This is a genomic window from Lewinella sp. (assembly GCF_050633125.1).
In the GTDB taxonomy this organism is placed as follows: domain Bacteria; phylum Bacteroidota; class Bacteroidia; order Chitinophagales; family Saprospiraceae; genus Lewinella.
Genome location: NZ_JBOEFX010000020.1, coordinates 1 through 21,157 on the forward strand (window position 1 = coordinate 1; position 21,157 = coordinate 21,157).

Here is a 21,157-nt window from a genome sequence, read left to right on the forward strand (position 1 = left end):
TGACCTCTTGCATGCCATGCAAAAAAGTACTTGATAACTTTTTGATTATCAATAATTTAAGGCTGAAGATTTCTTTACTGATTAAAGATTCTTTGCCATGATTAACATCTATTTGAGACTCGACATCTCCGTAAAGCTCAAGAATGGAAGCCACCCAATCGTCCTTATGGTCACCTGGGGAAGCAATGTAAGACGCAAAAGACTGAAAGGATTCTCTTGTAAAAAAGAATCCTGGGACTTTGAAGATCACTGTTTTCTCCACTCTGAGCGCAAAAACGAACTCCTGAAGGCCTACGAAAAGAAAGCGTGGAGAATTGCGGATTATCTGGACGAATGGGACTACAAACACTTTGTGAAAGAGTTGAACCGTTCAGAAGAACAGAAGGAACCTACATATAAAAAGCTGTTCGCATACCTTAGAGAACTGGAAAAATACTACTTCGAGAATGATCAAGTGGCTTATGCCAACGACTTTAAAGGACTCACCTCATTCTTGGAAAAGTGCTTTACCAGGGATATGCGATTGCAAGACTTTGGTGATCGTGAGCTAAATACTATCCTCAAGAAATTGGATGAGAGAGAAATCAAAGGATGGAACTATCTCAAGACACTAAAGACAGCCTTGTGTGAGGCGATGCAAAACGGATTCCTCAAACCAGAGGAGTGCCCAATAAAGACACAGTACTCACCAAGGGGCTATAATATCAATAAGCGTCACGCCAAGTCTTCATCTAAGATCAAAAAGAATAGAATCAAGGATATGACTGAGGAAGAAAAAGAAATGGTCGTAGACTTCTACCACACCGCTGATATTCCACCTACCCAAAAGAAACATCTCGCCTACTGGGTGTTGGGGTACAAGTTATTTGGAGTAAACTTCATCGACATTGCTCATCTCAAATGGGAAGATATCAACAATCAGTACTGGAAGTATAAAAGATCAAAAACGGGTGTCGGTAGTGCTAGCGGAAAGCCCGTACCTAAAGAAGCGATGGGAATCCTTAGAGAATACGACACGGGGGGTAAGTACATCCTCGATGTTCTCAATGGTTATGATGATAGTGCGGAACGCATCCACACCAGACTCCGTAACTACAGAGCAAACATGAGGCGAACGTTTAGAAACCTCTCCAAGCGCATCAATTTCACTGACGATAGATATATCACTTGGTATACGACAAGGTACACTTCCATCACTCTGACCATTGAAAAAGGTGTTGATCTTAATGTGGTCAAGACCTTAGCGGACCACTCTTCGATCAAGACGACTTCAAAGTATGTGGGTATCGTGAGGGATAGGGATAGGTTGAAGGAGGCTATGGATTTGTTGTAGCACCATGAACAATAACGTGTCTCTTGCCTGTTAAGTATATTGGCTCTTTGTAACTTTGGTTGTTAATCTATAAATGGATTGCTAAAATCTAATCACCGGTATTGTGACTTACTTCTAAACTCTACTATATGGCCTTAGAACAAGCCCATCAAGGCTATTATTATCAAGACATTCTTTCTGCTTATTTAGTAGCTGAAGCTTTGGCAAACGGTAAGGATGAAAATAAATTTTTCTTTGATCAAAAGAAAACACCTAAAGGACAGGAAGATAAATTTGATGACATTTCTATAGAGACCGCAGGGCAATTTCAAAACTTTCAAGTCAAGTATAGTAATAATCAAAGCAACCATATATTCACTAAAAGCGATATTTCATCATCTGCTCAATATGACCTAGCACTTCATGACTTGTATAGATCATGGGTGCATTTACATCAATCTAGTAGTGAATTCAGGTTGTGTCTCGCCTGGGATCACCCTAAACCCAATGATAAAGTCAACAAAGTTCTTGTCACTTGTGATCCATCCCTGTCTCTTATTTCAGGCACAACCTGTTTTAAGGTGTCGATAGATAAGTTATGGGATAGAAAAAAGGGCATACCTACATCTTGGAAGGCATTAAGGAAAGCCGCTATTACAATCAATAGAAATGATTTTGAGATATTTCTCAATGATTTAATTATTGAGATAGGCTATCCCAAGTCTTCACTTTTACAAAGCGAGTTTTCAGGGCTTGAGAGCCTTTTATTCTCCGCTGTCAGAAAAATAGGGATAGGAACATATCCAAATGATCATCTCTCTGTCGATCATGTCGTACACAAACTTTGTAATCTCACACGCCACTATAGATCAACACGTCAAAATAAACCCATTTCAGTACTTGAACTAGCAAAGCAAGTAGGGATAGTTCTCACAAATGGGGCTATTGAGCAAAACTTTCCAGTAGAGTATGCAATGTTGGTGGAAACACCTGATCGCATTGAAGCAGTTTTAAATGCAATTCAATCGCAGAAAGGGGTAATAGTAAAAGCTGAGCCAGGGGCTGGAAAATCTTGGTTTATTTCCAATCTAGAAAAACACTATCGCAAACACCACCAAGAAACTACAGTTGTCAAACACTATTGCTACACGGAACTAGGTGATCCTCTACAATTAAGAAGAGTTACAGTCAATGCAATGTATGGTAGTCTAATTGATCAGTTAGTAATGACTGATGAAGAATTAAGAGGTTACAAAACGATGAGGTGGGGGTCCAACTTTGATGAATTAAATCGTTTACTCAAAAACATAAGCAGGCCAACGCTCATAATAATTGATGGAATTGACCATATCTGGAGAGTGTATCAGAGAAATAGAGGGGGACTGACTGAAGATGAAACTTCTATTCTTAAAGCATTAGCTATTCTTGATTTAACAAATAAAAATGTACAACTTTTAGTGGTTTCCCAGCCAATCCAAGAACTTGAATCTCTGAGTGATTTTGTATCAGTTGAGCTTCCACGTATTTCTAAGGCTTTTGTTCAAGCATTGTTAACGAAACATGCAATCTCTGATGTACAGCACGAAGAAACCTCACTTTCTCATTTGATTCATGAGAAGAGCCAGGGTAATGCTCTTTATACAAAGTATTTAGTTGATGAAGCAATTAAGCATCAAGGCAAAAACACTCTGCAATGGTTATTTTCATTGCCAGAATACACATATAATTTAGAAGCCTACTATAACTACTTATACGCCCAAATAGAAGAAGGAAAGAGTGTTCCATATGCGCTATGCGGAGCTGCATTTTTTCTTTCTTCTCAAGATTTAAAAGAGATCACGGGTTGGGGAGATATTGTCAATGATCAGATTGCTATGCTTCGTCCTGTTCTCAGGTATGCAGCACCGTATGGTGGATATATGATCTATCACGAAAGTTTTAAACGCTTTATCGTTGAGAAGCTAAAGGAACAAGGAGCAGATACAGAAAAAATAATGTACAGTCCTCTTATTCAGTGGTTAGAAACTAAGGACTTCTTTGAGTCCAAAAAAGCTTATGCACATCTTCTAAAACTCTATTTTGAAGTAGAAGATTATGCTGTAATATCAGATTTCATTAACGAAGATTTTATTACAAAATCGTTAATCAATACTCAGCCTTTTTCTTTGGTAACGTCAAACTTTAAACTCCTCTCCAAGAGTTTAGCAATAAGTAGCACCTTTCAAAAAGCAATCATAATCAATGAGTTATCAAAAGTAATATGGGAGCTTGAAAATCATGCTGGCTATCTCAATTACCTAATTGCTGTAAAAGACTTAAAAGGTAGACAAGCAATGTATTCTCTCTTATCATACGACACCCAACAACTTGCCTCTCAATCTGATATTCAGAATATTTTAATTGAGGAGGCATATGCTGGTGAGACTGATATACCGTGGTCTCTTGTTCCTAATAAGGGTAGTATTCCTAAAGAAAAGTGGATGTATACGATTGTGAAGGCATTGAGTATTGGTGACTATAAAACACTTGAACACTACTACCAGACTACCTCGGAAAAACCGGAATACAGTAGTTTTCATGAATCCTTATTAGAAGAGTTTCAGAAGTGGATCTACCATTTTGGAGATGAATGGGTAGATCATGTTCCCTCCTACCTAAAATATCTCGAAAGGAGAATCGAAAATCCTGTAAACCCTTTAGAAGTAGTAAAGAAGATATTAAAGACAGAACATTTTCATCATAGCGAAAATTGGAAAGAAACCTTATTTCAACTTCGTTTGGGGATAAGGCAATGTAAAGAAGAAAAAAGTGATGAACTCATCAATGAAGTTATTGACCAATTAAGCAATCGCAACTGGTTCTTTAATTGGCTAATATACATGGTGAAAACGGTCGCTATAAAAGAAAACGAGTCTTATAGTGACGACGAAGTTCAAGAGGCATTCAGCTATCTTGTTAGAGATTTAGCCCCCTTCAAAGGAACGCCCCGTACCTGTGATCTCTTCGGACAGATAGCATTTATCCGTGATACCTTCAGAAGAGGCTTAGATTTGTGCTTAACGGATAAAAGTAAATCAATCTGCATACAGCTTTTAGAAAAGGTTACAGAAACCACAACCTCAATACAAAGAAGTTACTCTGGCCCATTGACTGTAGAAGCATTCTTAGAAATTGCGCAAGAATACCTTCCAGGAGATAAAGCTTTACTGAAGTATGAAGATTATTATGATCCTCTCGGCTCCAGAAGAGTCTACTCAGACCTTACGACGATTGCTTTTAATTATTGTAGGGTACTAACAAGAAACAAACGCATAGAAGAAGCAGAAGAAGCTTTTCTACAAGGAATAGAATACCTTACTGCTTATGGTTACAGAAAAGATCGCACACTGAGTGAGTTACTATATCCTTCGACTCCTTATCAGAAACAATATGGCACACTGAGTCCAACATGGTTTTTTGAGCTGTATAAATTATCAATGACTGTCACAAGTCATACTGATGGAAAATCAACACAAAGTTATCCAATTGAATGGTTCAATGAATTCGTAAAAGTATATCCAAAAGAAGGACTATCCTTTTTAATAGCAGAAACTTTAGAGTCTCCGGTTGCGAATTATCATCAAGAAACACAACTATATGACCTATTAAAAGACTGTGACGAAATGTTTGACGCTACCTCGTGGTTTTTACTGGTTAGAACTATCCCTATAGCCTCTAGCGAGACTATATTACACCTGGCATTAGACAAAATACATAAAATTGATCAATCTATTAAAGATACTTATCTAAATTGGGTCAAGACACTTCCAGAGCTTGCCGGAGTTGAAAGGCATGCTAAGTTTTCAAAAAGCATTGTAGAACGTTATAAAGAAGTTTTTGAAATTGAACTGGCAGAAAAGATCAATGCAGAAGAAGAAAAAGAAGAATCTTTAACTACGCCCCCAGAAGCAGATAATGATATTGTCGAACCTTTTCCTACAGAAAGCTTTCATGATGCTTTAGCATACTTAGAAAAGGAAAACTATAATTCAGAACAAGTTGAACGCATAAAAAAACTGTTAACTACATTATCTACTGAGGAGAGGAAACAGCTAATCCGTTCACTAGCATCAAGAAATGTTTCAAGAAGTAATAAAGATAAGGACCGCTGGTTAGAAAACCTTTTCGAGCATGGAACTGAAGATTGGATATACCTTCGTGTAACGCTTTTCGTGTATTTTACTGATGGATGGTTTCAAGGATTACATGAGGAAGAATATCTACAAGAAGCATATGATTTTAATCAAGAGAAAACGATTTCATATCTCAATGAGATTGTTGGAATTTATGTAAGTGATGGCAGAACTCAATCTATAGCAAAGAATCTTATTACTTCACTCGCAAACATAGGCGCAAAGGAGTCAATAGTACAGCCTTTGTTATTCTTGATAAAAAAAATTGTAACAAAGCGTCTTCCTGACACTGCAATAATTGAAGTGAAAGAGTCTCTGTATACAGGTCTTTTGTCATTCAGTCAATCCGAATTGGTAGTTGCACTTCTAATTTCCAGGTTTAAAACTCTTACTACAATAAAAACACAAAGTGTTATTTATGGATTGATATTTTTTTCAATTTATAAAAAGGAGTCTTTGCTCAAGCCAATAGAATGGGCTTTTAAGAATAATGCCTTTCTTCTTCCAATTCACAGAGCATTCCTTTTGCAAATTATGCTTGAAAATTTTGATCTATCAGAACTTCCCGACTCTCTTCTTGGAACTCTTATTAATATGTATCCAACTGGATATTTTTTGGAAGACAGAATCATTTATGACCTTCTTGATGGGAAACTAAAAAAAGAAAATGCACCAAATGTAATTGAATATCCTGCGGACCCGATAGATCATGTTTTTTTGTCTCACTACAATCCAAAATATACACTACTGAGAAAAGTAGGAATTTCTGAGAAAGGAGTGACAAATGCATTTAGGTATAAAAGAGATGAAATAATTGAAGAATACGGCGATCACTACTACGATAGAGTGGCTAAAGTGATGCCATATCTTGTACCTAATGCCGATGCAATCTATAGCATCGTAAATAGAAAATTTTACGATGAACTTTGGAGAGTCGCTGATTTATATTGCGAACCTTTCTTTTCTGGATTTCATTTTCTTTCGACGGAAACATCACTAATGGTATCCTCTCACGCACCAAGACCAAAAGAAGTGCCTAACCTCTCATCATTTGAAGAGGATTTTAGCGTTGTAAACGCTATTGAATCTGCTTTTACAAACAAATGGATCACTATAGCATCAATTGAAGAACAAATAACTGGAGAGAAGTATAGAGAAAAGGAATGTTACTCTACTATAACTTGTTATTGGTCTGGAGAATGTAAACCTGACAAGGAGACTTTCTTATACTCATTGACACCCATGACTGAAAGAGGGTTTGCTACGAAAAACCCTGTAATAAAGGATCAAATTGTATCCTATCTCAAAGTGACAGATTTCTTTGAGCAGGCTACACTTGTCTTCCTTTCTCCTTTCGTCCTAAGTTCACTGTCATTAAAAATAGATAACTCATTACACAATGGATTATGTTCTAAAAATGAGAAAGGTGAGAAAATCGTAATATTCAAAACGTGGAAAGAGAAGTATACTGGGAGTATTAGCAATGGAAATGAACACCCTTTCATTTCTGGTTGCTGTATACAGATTAGAGCCGATTACTATGAGAAACTCTTGAACTTATACCCTGAACCAATCTGGTACGTTAAAAAGAAAGCTTCGTTTAGACTCTAGATTAATGATCACATTATTTTCTTTCTTTAGCCATAATTTCATGGATGAAGGTTGAAGCAAAGCTTATCCAAACATTTAATTTAATAGAGCAAGTCAGGAGTTACAAAAAAGAAAGAATTAAATGCAACCAGAGCACACCACTCTCTCAATCTCTTGGAGGCATTGCCCAATGGTCAACTTTTCTGTGTCTATCACCATCTTGTTACTAGTAAAATCAATTTCTTTGAACACTTTGAAAGATTTCTCATAATAGCCAGTAATATAGGCACTACTTTTCTCTTTATGAGCCAGTTCCTTTCTGGTCGAGAGCCTCTGAAACACTGTCTCTAAAGGTGGTCGAAGTAAAATCATTTGTATACCATACTCCTCTACTCCTACAAACATGTCTTTTAAGAAAATGGACAGTAAATCGCGGGGAATGCCATCCTCCATTGAGTCAAGAATTGTATTTACTGGTCCTCTGTCAAAGATAGCCGTTTTGTTCATCGACCTCACTTCATGATCTAGTGCCAAGCTCAATCTAGCAACTCTATAGCTAAGTTTTGCTAGGGGAGAACACTGAATCCCATTCTTCCGATCTATCTCAAATAAATCGCCATAATAACGTGGTGAGTACTTGTTCAAAAGCTGAACATCTTGCTTGTACTTTGCGGACAATAGATTACTGAGTCCCGCCGATAATGTTGTTTTACCAGAGCCGTCAACACCTTCGATAAAAATTATTTTTTTCATATATTCCCTTATTGACTCAGTGTATTAACAAAAGAGAAAATGAAGCCTACTTACTTGATAGTTAATTTTTCCTACTTTTTTCAGTAGTTATTCTAATCGGATATATTTATGCTACTCTTTTAGATCTCTACCAAGAAAATGAGTATAATCCAAACAGTCACTACCGATCAATGAAAAACATTTGCATTAGTTATTCGAGACCAGCCAGATGAAAGAGGGGTAGGCATGCCAGAAAGGTATCGATTAGAACCCATAAAAGAGGCTGATACTTCAGAAAGGGTAGATCCCAATAATGAACATGACCTTAGCAAGGTTCTATAAGCTCAGCCACCCCCTCTTCTTTCACATCAAACAATGTCGATTGTGCCATACGTATCCATACCAAAGACTCTATCTAACTGGCTTCGCACAACAGCTTGGATGTCGGTAATTGCACTACTCCTGTTATGCACAGCAATATAAAATTGATCTGGCGGATACCGAGACACAACTTCGATTACTTCTCGAAGTCGAGTGCTAAAATAAATTTGCCTATCCATTGAGTCATAAACAATGAATTCTGTACTGTTCTGTAATTGATCTGAAGCAAAAGAATCAAGTGCCATTCTTTAATTATTGTGATGGTTAACGATTAATGTTTTTTTCTGAAACGCTTCTGTTTATCTTCCACTGCTATACCATACTCATGAACATAGTCATGTAGCAGACTGTGATACTCATCTAATTCATTCTGAAGTTCTAGCCTTATTTGCTCAATATTGCTACTAATTATCACAACCTTACGTTGCTTTTCTTCTCGATATGAATCTGGCTTTACCATATCTGAATTAGCAAAAAAGTCGATCACCTCTGTTTCTTGTTGAGTCATCTTTACTAAGCGCTCAATTGATTCTAATCTCCTCACGATAACGTCTTTCTTATCCTGAAGGTTCCTTGACTTTTTTCATATAGACATCTGGTATACTAATAGAGATAAAAGAGTAGCCTTTTATTACAAATAATGTGTTTATACTTTCTACAGAACAGATGGCATATCTCAAATCAGAATTTAATTATTCAGTCCTACAGACCGAGCTTTTTCTTCTTTTCCAGAAGCAGCCTCTCAGCATTATTATCGGCTTCAGCCGCTTGCTCCTTCTCTCGCTGTAAATTTGAGAGCTCCCTTTCCAAGGAAAGAACTTCATTATTAATGCTTTTAAGACGAGAGGTAGCACTCCTCTCTCTTATTTCAAGTACTTCTGCATCCTGTTTTTTTGTATAGTAATCATCAAGAAAACGCCTCCTCCGGTCCTCGAAACCGTAACTCTGTCGATACAAACGCTTGTTTGCTTCTAGATACTCTTTCTCTACTTCTATTTGGCTTCTGATTTTGTTTATATCAATCATAGACTCCTTTCTCTCAAGTCTGTCCCACTCATTTCCTAAATCCATGCTCTCTCTTTCTCTTCGTAACTCAAGAACACTCTCACGGATATCCAAGACAGTCTCTTTGCTTTGAAGAGAGTCATCTCGTAGGTCATACTCGTGAGAAAGGAGGTCATCCTTCTTTTTCCAGTACTCTTCTCTGTAGCGGTTCATGTTTTCTAACAGCCCCATCTCTCTACCAGAAAGCCTTACCTGCTCATCCTTTAATTGTCCCTTTTTGCTCTCTAAAACACTTTGCTCTTTGAGGATGGACATCTGTCCGTCTTGCAAGACTATTCTATGATCCAGAGACTGGATTTGTCGCTGCATCAGATGTATCTCTTGCATTTTATCTGCAATAGTTTGATCCAGATCGAACAGCTCTCTATGGTGACTAATACTATCTAAAGTTCTTTCGTTCTTATGAGTTAATTCACTAATCTCCATAGTATGCTGAAGGCGGTCTACCTCTTCCTCGTGAAGCCAGTCTTTTACGCGACCCTCATGTTGTAAGTTGTCTACTTCATTTTGATGAAGCATGTCTTTTACAGTCCCTTCGTGCTCCTTATAACTAAGTTTTTGACTCCAACCCTCCTCTTTCAGTTGCAACAAGGCCGTAACATTCTCTAGCTTTGTTTGAAAAAGCAAAAGAGTGTTATCCATCTTCTCGCGAAAGATTTTCATCATGGATTCTTGCTCTCTCTGGCTAAGGGAGACCTCTCTTTCTCTAGTCACCAACTCATGGTTATCCAAGTCTATTTCCCTCGCCTTCTTCTCTAACTCCTGCTCTTTCAGTTGCAGGTGGTAGAATAGTCTTGTATTGGTATTCATAAAGATATTTTTTATTCTTCGCAGATCGTTGTATGCCCTATTTAAAAGGGAATTCTTGTTTGATATACTCTGCTGCAATCTCCTTTGCCCGTCTCTCTATCTCTTCTCGATACTTTTGAGTAAAAAGGATAGCATACTCCTCTTCCATCCTGCTAGCCTTGAGCTCAGTAAGACGGACCTGTTGCAATAAAGCTTCTTCTTTCCTTGTGGCAGTATCTTTTAAAGCTTTAATCAACTGCTCATAACTATCCTCTAACTCCTTAAAGTTAGCTTTATACTTTTCCCCACTTTCTTCGGATTGTTGTTTCCCTTCCCTAATGAGTTGACTATTCCGATCTCTCAAACCCTGATTCTCCCTACGAAGTCTGCCGAGCTCCTCTCTCAGCTCATTATTGTCAATCTGAAAAGATTGATGCTGCTTCCTCATAATACCCCACTCCTCTTCCATTTTTTTAACATCCCTTTCTCTTTTTCTTACGTCTTCCCACGTTTTGTTAAAATGCTCACGATTTACCTTTGCCCAGAGTTCATCTAGAAGCTCATTTTGATCAAGCTTTTGGGAAAGCATTTTTACTTTTAAAACATTCTCAGGGTCAAATTTTAGAGCCTCGTTGTTACACTGTGAAAAGAGTTGGGACTTAAGATTCTTTTTGGCTGGGAGGTAGAAAGGGTTACTCTCCTTCTCTTTAGATGAGTAATTTCCAATATTTTGAATAACCTTATAGTTATGTCTAAGGTTAGCCACGGCTACTTGGAATAACTGGTAAAGTGCATTTAGGCTCTTAGTGTTTCCTTTATAGGTGTCGCTGTCCACACTCAAACCCTTACTCGATCGGGAAAAAGAGTCTTCTGTTCTTTTGATCCAAGTAGTAAGATGCAGACGTATTGACTCAGGGAGACCGTCTAGACTCACGCTTCTCATTTTTCCAATCACACCTTCATGTACAACATAATATTGATTGTCCATAGGGAACTACTTTTTGAGAACATTCGTTCTTGATACAAGTATAGAAAAAAATATATGTTTCGTACGAAACAAAAAAAAGAACTTTAATTTTGTGTCAAACTATTCACTAAAAAATGAATCTTCCTGGAAATTTTAACCCCAGTGCTGTTATTACAGAAAGTGAATTTTCCGAACTATTTGGCCAGTCTCAATACTTTGAGCTAGGACAAGTGACATCGCATGACACGGAAGATGTCATTAAGCTTGCAGACCTATGGGTTTCAAAGATGGATACCTTTATATACAAAGCACAAAGAAATAACGTTCCCCACTACCGTAAGGTTTTACTTCGTAAACGTGCATTTACCTATCATGAGTTCACGCTACTCTTCAAAGAGATACAAGAAGAAAAGTACAAAATTTACCCCATATTCCAATTTTTGAGAATTCCTTCATCGGATTATCTCACAGAGTTTCGCTTGGGCCTGGAGAGTACTCCTGAATGTTTTGTACAAGTTCTTTTGGAAGCCACTCGGGATTCGAACGGGGACGGCATTGGTTTTTTTTTACATAGGCTTAGAAATCGTATACCCGTAGGAGAACTCATGAGACACTGCTATATCAGCGGAGCAACGGGCTCAGGCAAGAGTGAACTTATGAGACTCCTCTTCTATAACTTGATAAAGAAAAGCCACAAAGGGAAAGGTAAGCAAGGAAAGTATTCACTTGTATTAATCGACCCTCATGGAGACCTTTCACAACAGGTTAAAAAACTTAAAACGCACATAAACAGCGATAGATTCATTTACTTTGAGCCGGAGCTCAAACCTGAATACTCGCCCGTAATAAACCCATTAGAAATTAATTCCTCTAACCCTCGCGCTGTCGTGACTTACGCACAGAATTTGGCGAAGGCAATAGAAGAAGCTGTAGGTGTTGATATGTCAGTCAATATGAGCGCATTACTAATCCCCTGCCTTTCTTTGCTACTCACAAGGAAAGGGTCTACACTCTTGGACCTCATAAGGCTCATGCAAGACGACCCAGCACTTATTAACGAAGGCTTAAAACTCCCTAATAATGCTCACAGGATGATATTCGCGAATTTTCGTGATAAGCATTATGCCAAGACGAAAACTAGCATCTTCACAAAGCTCCAATCTTTTCTCAATTATCCTGCATTCTACAATGCAACAATTGGTAAAAGCACAATCAATATAGGCAGAGCAATAAACTCTGGTAAAATAGTTGTCTTTAATCTTAGTCAACGCCTTTTTGGACCTGATGCCTCTCAAGCTTATGGTCGTTTTCTCATATCTATGATTAAAAGCCAGGTAACAATGAGAGGAGAATTCAGAAAACCGACATTTCTTTTCGTGGATGAATGCCAAAACTTCATATCACCTTCCATCAAAGACATCCTGGAACAGACTAGGAAATATGGGCTCCATATCATCATGGCTAATCAGTCAGTAGATAGATTAGGAGAAATTGAAAGTGTCGTACTCGGAAACACTTCGGTTAAGCTCGTTGGAAAAAACGATAGCATACAGACCATAAAAAAGATGAGTAGCATAACAGGAACAGATATCTCTGTGTTTCAGAAACTACGAAACTACCATTTCTACGTAAAAACCAGCTATAGCAAAGGACAAGTATTTAAAGTATCCGACGCTCTTCTGGTTGACAGTTCTCTTTCACTTTCATCTAGAGAGGAGAAAGAGCTAAACAAAAGAATGATTAGTAAGTACTACAGAAAAACAGTGAATGAAGCTCCACCTGATGAGACCGAAGTAAACAAGCCGAAATTTGACCTCTAACAAATAATAAAATGGTTACAGTACTCTCCCCTGGACAAACTTCAATCCTGAAAGCATTAGCTAGGTACAAGTTTTTAACAACCTCGCAAATGATCACTCTTCGCATCTCACAGCGTAAGAGCAATCTTTCCGTGATGTTGAAGCCACTAAAGGAGAGTAAAAGGGCGTTCATTGGTGAGATGAAGTTTGCCTTTGTGCCATCAAAAGGACGCCTAGAAAACTTCTATTACCTAAAACCTAAAGGTCTGAAGTTACTTCTGGAAAGTAATATAATGGAAGGACAAGAAGTAAGGATACCTAAGGGGAGGACCGTAATGTTTACTCAAGACTACTTCCATAGAAAATATACAATAGATTGCCATATCGCCTGCGACTTATCCGCGAAACAAGAAGGCATCCAGGTCCTCGAATTTGATAGATACTTTGACAAGACTGGAAACAATAGGACAGGAAAGAATCTTCAAGCAAGGACTAAAATTAAAATAGGTCGTGAATACCTTATTGCAGATGCTACTCTACTCCTCCAGAAAGGTGATGTTACTAGGCTATTTGCCTTTGAACTTTACAACGACAGGAACACCAAAAGAATAATCGCGCAACTCCAAAAACATCTAGAAGGAGTCAGAGACTCCTCTCTTTGCCGCAACTATAGCATTGAAAAGGGACATAGGGTCTTAGCGGTATTTAGTTATCCAGAAGTCATGAAGGCCGTAATGGAAAGAATAAAGAATCAAGATCTAAGTGACTTTATCCTCTTCTCTGGGCTAAAAGGTGCGACAAGCTACTTCTTCAAGAAGTGGAGTAACGCCCTTAATAAAGAGGTAGAAACCATCTAAGCAGGTTTTTAGAAGAGTAAATAAAGAGAAATGTTGGCCGTAAAAGCAGCAATCTCATTCCTACTTTAAAAAGGGTTAATAGCCTCCCCTCTTAGCCGCTTTGCTATAGAAAATAATCTTTACAGAACACCACCACCCTTACTCTCCCATAAACGAATCACTAGCAAAAAAAAAGGAGAACAAATGTTCTTGTAAAGAAAAGAGAAATAGTTAAGACTCCTCTACTCCCCTCTTTGCAGCTTTCTTAACTCTGCGGAGGGGAGACTAAAACTAGCCATTAAAAGTATTTTTTGAGACAGGAGCACTCCTCTACTCCCCCCACCCTAAGACAAAAAGGACACAATTAAGTGACAATTAAGAAAGAGAAAGAACAACAAACACTTTACACAGTACACGACTACTCAAACAAGCCATGCAGAAAACACTTAATTAACAGATTAAATAGATGAGAAAGGCGCTATTAATAGCTTTTTAATGAAAGAGTGAGCATTAATAAAGGGAGAATGAAGTGTTAATTAACAAAAAGCCTTGAATTATCAGACTTAATAAGGCATACTTAATTAAGGGAGGCAAAAAAGAGCAAATAAGTTGCTAATTGTGCCTTAATTGCGACATAGTCTGGTGTGTTAAAAAACACTATGCATAGCGCTTTTATTCTCCTGATAACCAAAGGTTGTTGTTTAATTTCTATTCATTTCTGATGATTCGTAGCAATGAGGCCATATTATTATTATCTACTTCTGCACCAACATTCTATAAGTGGGTAAAAAAGCTTTGAATTGATTTGGTAGTCAAAATTGACTCTAAAGGGAAGGCCAGCTATATAAGAGAGGAGGACCTCGAAGAAATGAGTGTAGCGATGGGTAAAACACTAGGAAATCAAAAAAGAGCTACATCTTCAAAAGAAAAAAGCAGAGTAGAGGAGCCCCCAAAAGAAAACCCAGACATTAAGCTCTTGAAAGAAATCAGCGAACTAAAAGTAGAAAAAACAACTTTGTCATCCAAAGTAGAGGAGTACTCAGGTTATGTTGAACTTTACAAACAGCAACTTGCTTCTCGTGAGAATAAAGTAGGTGAATTAGAACAAGAAAGGCAAAGTTTATATANNCATTAAGACTCAGGTGAGTAGAAGTACGTACCAGGTGCTTTTCTTCGCGATACTTGCCGTTACAATTATAACCTCAATTCTCATTGGATTTAATGTCATCCAGCTATGAGGTTAATTAATGATTAAAAAACGCCCTGAAATTGGCGTTTTCGCGCGAATGTGGTTGGGAAAGGCAGTGTTCTACTGCCTAAAAGGTAAATAGCCCTTTATTAAGTCTTTAAAACAAGTTTCTTGAAATGACAACAACACAAAAGTTAACCATTAGACTCTCTCTTATTGTTGTATTATTATTAGAAAACTTATGTTACTTATGTGACGAGTTTGGCCTTTATTGTTCAGGCTTTCCGGATCCAAAAGCACCATTTATAGGGCATAAAGCACCAAATTTAGGGTGGATAACTACATTTTCCTACCCCAAAAGCACCAAATTCAGGGTGTGGGAATTGGGATTAACGCCGGAAACAGGTGGTGCGAGCTTGTTTTTTTTGAAAGCTACATTATAAAGCGTCTGTAGTTTTAGTGTGTTGTTTATGGTGATGGCTAAGAAGAAGGCAATTGTGAAGAAGAGTAATCAATTAGTAAACGCTAGGTTTGACTTTACGGTCTTAGAGATAAGGCTTTTCACGTTGATGCTTTCACAGATCTCGCATGATGATGAAGATTTTGCTCTTTATAGAATTCCTATTCAGGAGTTCATTAAGACATTTAATATTAAGAACAAGAATATCTACAAGGAATTAGAAAGAACAACAGATAGTCTTATAAAAAAGATCATCAAAATACCAATAGAGGAGTGATGAGAGAAAAAGTTGTTTAAGACGTCTTTGGTTAATAGCTTCAAATACAATATAGATGGAACAGGAGTCATAGAGGCAACGTTTCATCCTGACCTAAAGCCATACCTCCTGCAACTGAAAAACAGATTCCTCATGTACGATATGAAACATGTGCTCAATATTAGTAGTAGTAATTCTATTCGTATGTATGAGTTACTAAAGGCGTTCGAGTGAATAGGGAAAAGAACATTCGATATAACTGATCTGAAGGAGATACTATGAGTCGAAGCAAAGTACAGTAACCGCTACTATAACTTCAAGAAAAGAATTATTCTACAAGCTCAAAAAGATTTGTCGGAGCATACTGATATCACTTTTACATTTAAAGAATCGAAAAAGCCAGGCACAAAAAAGGTTCAGAAAATAACTTTCTATATCACATCCAACAAGAGAAACTCTTGAGGTGAGGAAAAGTCAGTACCCGATGCTTCTCATGAAGGACTCTTTGAGAAGAGTAGTACTCCTGCTGCTGAGGTTCCTGTGTGGTTAAAAAGCTTAAAAAGGTATAAGTTCTCTCAGTCTGTCATTAATCATATAGCTAGTAGGTATGATGAAACGTACGTTACACAAACTATCAAGTTTTGTGAAAACTACTTCAAGAAGTCAGCGGTCCCTAACCCTGAAGGTTTTATTATCAAGGCATTGGAAAAAGAGTTCTACGCTGACCAAATAGAGGAGTGACAGAAAAAGGAAATAAAGAAGAAAAAAGAACAGGATCAATCTATTTCCAAAGAAGAGCATGAAAAGCTTTTCCACAATCACTTACAGCTCTTGGTAGAGAAAGCTCTCGCTGATCTTGCTTCTAATCAACACGCTGAACTTAAAAATGTCTTTTTGCGTAAAATGGAAGACAATAGCTTCTTTAAGACTGCACTTGATGCTTATGGTTTCGAGCACGCGCTTATCCAATGACAATGGAAGGTTTTTCTTCGTGAGGAATTATTGTCAGCGGAGGAGAGGAGTTTTGAGAAGTTTATGCACTCACAAAAAACTGAGTAATGTATCCTTATGTATAATTTATTGCGTTTTCTATGCATATCGTTACTATGTGTATAGTATTTAACTTTCTCTATGTATATAGAGCCATGCTCTCATTCAGTGAAATTGTAAAGAACTATAGCTTTGAAACAGTGCCTGTGCTTAAGCAGTTAGCAAAAACACATAGAGCACTAGGGGAACTTAAGTGAGTTTCTCAGACTATCCCCAATGATACAATTTTGATTTCTACGTTAGCCTTACAGGAAGCAAAAGAAAGCTCTGAGATTGAAAATATTATCACTACACAGGACGAACTATACCAAAGCAATGCTCAGAAAAAGAGGTTTGTTAGCCAACCAGCAAAAGAAGTGTACAACTATTCAGATGCTCTTTGGTACTGATATGAACATATCAAAAAGGGGAGTATCATAGCGACTAATGACATCATTGCGATACAGTCTATCATAGAGGAAAATGATTCAGGAATAAGAAAACAGCCGTGAACAGAGCTCAAGAATGATATAACAGGAGAAACGGTCTATATCCCACCTCAATCATACGAAGAGATACTATTTCTCATGAAGGAGCTGGAACAAGGAATGAATATCAATCATTGACTCGACCCTCTCATCTCTATGGCGTTGATCCATCATAACTTTGAAAGTATACATCCTTTTTATGATGCTAATGGCAGAGTAGGGCGTATTATTAACGTTCTCTATCTTGTAAAAGAAGGTCTTCTGGATAGCCCTATCTTGTATCTGAGCAGGAGTATTAATAGAAACAAGTCGGAATATTATAGGCTTCTTCAAGCAACTCGTGATCAAGGTGTGTGGGAGGAGCGAGTGATCTGGATGTTAGAAATGATAGAAGAAACATCAGTTCATACTACTACACTCATCAAATACATTAAAAGTCTTATGCTGAGCCAAAAGCATGAAATAAGAGAAAAGCTGCCAAAGGTGTATAGCCAGGATCTGCTCAACAATATTTTCAAGCACCCATACACTAAAATCCATTTTGTAATGGGAGATGTTTGATGTAGCCGTATAACGGCAACAAAGTACTTGGAGGAGCTTATCTCAATAGGAATCCTTCAAAAAATCAAGAATGGAAGAGAAAACTACTATGTTAACAGGGGGCTTTTTAACCTCCTTCAACAAATATCCTTATAGTACCTTGGTTTCTGCACTTCTCACTTTTCCGCTTGCTGTCGATACCAACTTCGTCACTGAGGGACAATTTGTTTAAAAAGCTCTATCGGTAAAAAACATTTTGTTCCTCCTGGCAATTAGTAGTACTTTTGGTGATTAAATAATCACACATAGTGAATACCAGTAGCATAAAGAAAATCATAGGAAAGCACTCTATCAATGGTCTTGAGAGTGGAATTATACGGCACTATCTCCAGCGGCGAGGCATCAGTGCTGAGGACTCTCACTTTTTGAGCTCCTATTTGGACCAGAGCGGTCATGATGAGAGTATTGAAAGTCATGAGCTTGATAAGCTAGGAATAGAGACAATCAAAGACCTTGAACACACTTTGGAGTTGCTTATTCCCAAAGAGGATCGAAAGCTCAACGGTGCTTTCTTTACACCTGACTATATTGTGGACCATATAATTGATGAGGTAGGGCCATCGGAAGACGATTTGTGTGCAGACTTAAGTTGTGGTTGTGGAGCGTTTCTATTGGGACTAGTGAGGTACTTCCAAAAAAAGTATCAGAAGACAATATTGGAGATTGTTTCAGAGAATGTTTTTGGTGCAGATATTCTTGAGTATAATATAAGACGGGCAAAATTGTTGTTGTCGATTTATGCTTTGGAAAATGGCGAGGTGCTGCGAGAGGAGGACTTCAATCTATTGCATATTGATTCGCTTAGGCACGTCTGGGAGAGGGAGTTCGATGTTGTGGTAGGTAACCCACCGTATGTAAAATATCAGGACCTAGACGATGAGAACAGGGAGTATCTCATTCATAACTGGAAGACAATTAAGGTTGGCACATTCAACATGTACTTCGCATTTTTCGAGTTAGGTTATCGTCTTTTGAAAGAGACAGGGAGGCTTGGTTATATTACACCGAATAATTACTTCACCTCATTAGCTGGAGAGTCTCTTCGTGTATTTTTTCAACAGCAAGAATGCATCTATAAGATTATTGATTTTAGTCATCACAAGGTTTTCGATGCCCAAACCTATACTACACTGACATTCATAAACAAAAAGAATAACAGAGAGATCCTTTTTGATAGGATAAATGGTAAATATAAACCAGAGGGTTTCTTGAAGAATGTAGATACTTCTCCGAATCCACTCAGCGCTTTATCGACAAAAAAATGGAGACTTCTCAAGTCGGAAGAGAGAAAGGTAATCCATGCTATTGAGAATGTGGGAACTCCGCTTTCAAGGCTCTTCAAGATTTATGTAGGAATAGCAACTCTCAAAGACCAACTCTTTTTCATCGACGGTAGCAGAGAAGAGGAGGGCTGTTATGTCAAAGATTTTGATGGAGTAGAGTATCACATAGAGAAGGACTCTACTCGTGCGATTTTCAAGATATCAGACTTCAAAAAAAGTAGTGACTTTGCTCAAAACCAGAGGAGAATTGTTTTCCCTTATAGAATCGTCAAGGGGAAGGGTGTTCCTCTTGAGGAAAGCGATATGGAGCGACTGTATCCCAAGACTCTAGCATATTTTCGTGTGGTCAGAGAGGAATTAAAGAAAAGAGAAAAGAAGGGCCAGAGTATAGACCCATTCTACATCTATGGGAGGTCACAAGGCTTGACCCGTACTGGAAAGAAGATTCTGACTCCCACATTCAGCCGCTATCCACGTTTTACTACCGTAGACGACGAGGAGGCTTTGTTTTGTAACGGCTACGGGCTTTTCTTCCAGGAACCAAGCGGTGGTCTGTTCGACCAGGAACCGATTACTAAGGTGGAGAATATTCAGGCTGTAGAAAAGATCCTCAATTCTTACCTGATGCATTACTATGTAAGCAAGACAAGTGTGTCAATCCAAGGTGGATACCCCTGCTACCAAAAAAACTTCATACAGAAGTTTTCTATACCATTCTTAGCGGCAAATGAGGTCTCTTTCCTCAACACCTGCACATCTCAGAAGGAAGTGAATGAGTTTCTGATCAAAAAATATGGCTTGGAATTAGATATTCCTGCGGATTACTACTTAGAGTATGAGGAAGTTGAATAATGTTGGAGCACACCCACCTCCTTTGTTCTCCGGTTCGTTAGGGAAACGTTCTTCGTAAGCATCAAGTAGCTTTCTAGAGAAGTTAGCCCAGTCTAGACCTTCGTAGGAGACTGTTGTGTTTGCGGGTAAGTAGCCGTCGTTTATTAGCTCTTGTGTGCTATGATATATCTTGGGAGGGTCTTGTCGGAAGTCAACGATGAGTAAGCACACTGATTCATATTTGTAGAGCTGCCCGTCTTCATCATCTCTGCTGTTGACCGCATGAAATGATTTTATGTATTTCTCCACCATATCGGTGCGCACACCCTTGAAAATACAGTGGTTGTTGTCAAATTCTTTGTCATCATATTCAGGTACTGCAATCATATATACCTCTCCTAGAACCATACGATTACACCTGTCGTGGAGGTTTTGCGCTTCTGAGGCAGTCCTTTCATACAGGGTGTCAAAGTTCTTCTGAATACTACTAATCTGGCTCCGAACATTGATAGAAATGGTCCGCTCAGTGTAATCGTACCCATAGGGATCTTCCTGGTCTAGGAGTAGTCCGTCGGTCATGATCTCTGGGGTTGGATTCATGTTTGGTACGATACAAATATCCTGATCTTTTTTTTTGAGCACTCCTGCGAGTTTCAGTTCAGGAGCGCGTTGTCCAAGTGCTGGGTGTATCTGGCTAGCATTTATTCCTTCCGAAATCATTTGGTGCTTCACTGCCTCGTGGATATTGAGAATAGGCCAAGAAGATCGTATCGCTGCTGTCTTTGCTTTTGAGCCGCCTTGTGCTACGGCGTTGTGTATAAGTTGTTTGAAATTTGTTACTGCCTGCTGTATCGTCATCTTTGTTGGGTTAGGGTTATGATACTCTATTTGGGTTAAGGTACGTAAAAATGATTGTTTTGTTTCGTACGATACAAGTTTCTAGATCTATCTAAACTTAGTTTTTATATTGGGAGAACTCTGTGTTGTTGCTTCTGTGTATAAACTTGTGTACATGCGATTCACCTTGTGAATGGTTATGTGATTACTAGTTTGTAGAGGTGTTTATCAACCATTTTCAATGAATACATTAGAACGTATAGAGAGAGCGTTGAAAAGGTCATTCTCACATACATGGATTTGTGATGGATGTGCTAGACACTAATACACTCATTGAGTGGTTTTTAGTTTGTAGGTATCGTGTATAATGGAAATAAAAGAACATCTCTTCACTCTTTTTGAAGAAATAAAGCATACAGAGGAAGGTGTTGAGTTCTGGTTAGGAAGAGAACTTATGGTAGTCATGTGATATAAAACTCGACAGAAGTTTTGAGACACAATAGAAAGAGCAAGATTGTCCTGTGAGAAGTGAGGTGGTATA

The 21,157-nt window shown here is 38.1% G+C and carries 11 protein-coding genes and 3 pseudogenes; 9 read left to right on the plus strand and 5 right to left on the minus strand.

What is annotated here, in order from left to right:
• Positions 1-97 precede the first annotated feature (97 nt).
• On the plus strand, positions 98-1,333 hold the full coding sequence (locus ACRBG0_RS04970) for a tyrosine-type recombinase/integrase (protein ID WP_431485804.1): 1,236 nt from the start codon (positions 98-100) through the stop codon (positions 1,331-1,333).
• Positions 1,334-1,461: 128 nt separating this feature from the next.
• Positions 1,462-7,095 (plus strand): ATP-binding protein, encoded by a 5,634-nt coding sequence (locus ACRBG0_RS04975; protein ID WP_431485805.1) that lies wholly within the window; start codon positions 1,462-1,464, stop codon positions 7,093-7,095.
• A gap of 117 nt (positions 7,096-7,212) precedes the next feature.
• Here the strand turns inward: ACRBG0_RS04975 and ACRBG0_RS04980 are convergent, their stop codons facing one another.
• From ACRBG0_RS04980 to ACRBG0_RS04995, 4 genes are all read right to left on the minus strand, one after another.
• Positions 7,213-7,827: a hypothetical protein gene (locus ACRBG0_RS04980; protein WP_431485806.1), complete on the minus strand. Its 615-nt coding sequence runs from the start codon at positions 7,825-7,827 to the stop codon at positions 7,213-7,215.
• Between the two features lie 631 nt (positions 7,828-8,458).
• Complete coding sequence (locus tag ACRBG0_RS04985) at positions 8,459-8,731, minus strand: hypothetical protein (RefSeq protein WP_431485807.1); 273 nt, start codon at positions 8,729-8,731, stop codon at positions 8,459-8,461.
• Between the two features lie 158 nt (positions 8,732-8,889).
• Complete coding sequence (locus tag ACRBG0_RS04990) at positions 8,890-10,062, minus strand: hypothetical protein (RefSeq protein WP_431485808.1); 1,173 nt, start codon at positions 10,060-10,062, stop codon at positions 8,890-8,892.
• A gap of 37 nt (positions 10,063-10,099) precedes the next feature.
• Positions 10,100-11,029 carry a hypothetical protein gene (locus ACRBG0_RS04995; RefSeq protein WP_431485809.1) on the minus strand — a complete coding sequence of 310 codons (930 nt, stop codon included), beginning with the start codon at positions 11,027-11,029 and terminating at the stop codon, positions 10,100-10,102.
• Between the two features lie 113 nt (positions 11,030-11,142).
• On the opposite strand from ACRBG0_RS04995, the gene ACRBG0_RS05000 reads away from it, so the two are divergent.
• The 7 genes and pseudogenes from ACRBG0_RS05000 to ACRBG0_RS05030 all read left to right on the plus strand — a co-directional run bounded on the left by ACRBG0_RS05000 (position 11,143) and on the right by ACRBG0_RS05030 (position 19,800).
• A complete protein-coding gene (locus ACRBG0_RS05000; protein WP_431485810.1) occupies positions 11,143-12,828 on the plus strand; it encodes a type IV secretory system conjugative DNA transfer family protein in 1,686 nt (561 codons plus the stop codon).
• A gap of 11 nt (positions 12,829-12,839) precedes the next feature.
• On the plus strand, positions 12,840-13,664 hold the full coding sequence (locus ACRBG0_RS05005; RefSeq protein WP_431485811.1) for a hypothetical protein: 825 nt from the start codon (positions 12,840-12,842) through the stop codon (positions 13,662-13,664).
• A 1,344-nt stretch (positions 13,665-15,008) separates the two neighbouring features.
• Positions 15,009-15,275 carry a hypothetical protein gene (locus tag ACRBG0_RS05010; RefSeq protein ID WP_431485812.1) on the plus strand — a complete coding sequence of 89 codons (267 nt, stop codon included), beginning with the start codon at positions 15,009-15,011 and terminating at the stop codon, positions 15,273-15,275.
• A 33-nt stretch (positions 15,276-15,308) separates the two neighbouring features.
• Positions 15,309-15,782: pseudogene (locus ACRBG0_RS05015) on the plus strand (replication initiation protein).
• A gap of 69 nt (positions 15,783-15,851) precedes the next feature.
• Positions 15,852-16,010 (plus strand): annotated as a pseudogene (locus tag ACRBG0_RS05020) (replication initiation protein); the annotation flags it as partial.
• Between the two features lie 683 nt (positions 16,011-16,693).
• Positions 16,694-17,761 (plus strand): annotated as a pseudogene (locus tag ACRBG0_RS05025) (Fic family protein).
• 152 nt (positions 17,762-17,913) lie between these two features.
• Entirely contained in the window at positions 17,914-19,800 is a 1,887-nt protein-coding gene (locus tag ACRBG0_RS05030; RefSeq protein ID WP_431485813.1) for an HsdM family class I SAM-dependent methyltransferase, read from the plus strand.
• On the opposite strand, the gene ACRBG0_RS05035 is transcribed toward ACRBG0_RS05030, so the two are convergent.
• The gene (locus ACRBG0_RS05035; protein ID WP_431485814.1) at positions 19,777-20,637 is read right to left on the minus strand and encodes a hypothetical protein; all 861 of its coding nucleotides are present in this window, start codon (positions 20,635-20,637) and stop codon (positions 19,777-19,779) included. The genes ACRBG0_RS05030 and ACRBG0_RS05035 overlap by 24 nt on opposite strands.
• Positions 20,638-21,157 lie beyond the last annotated feature (520 nt).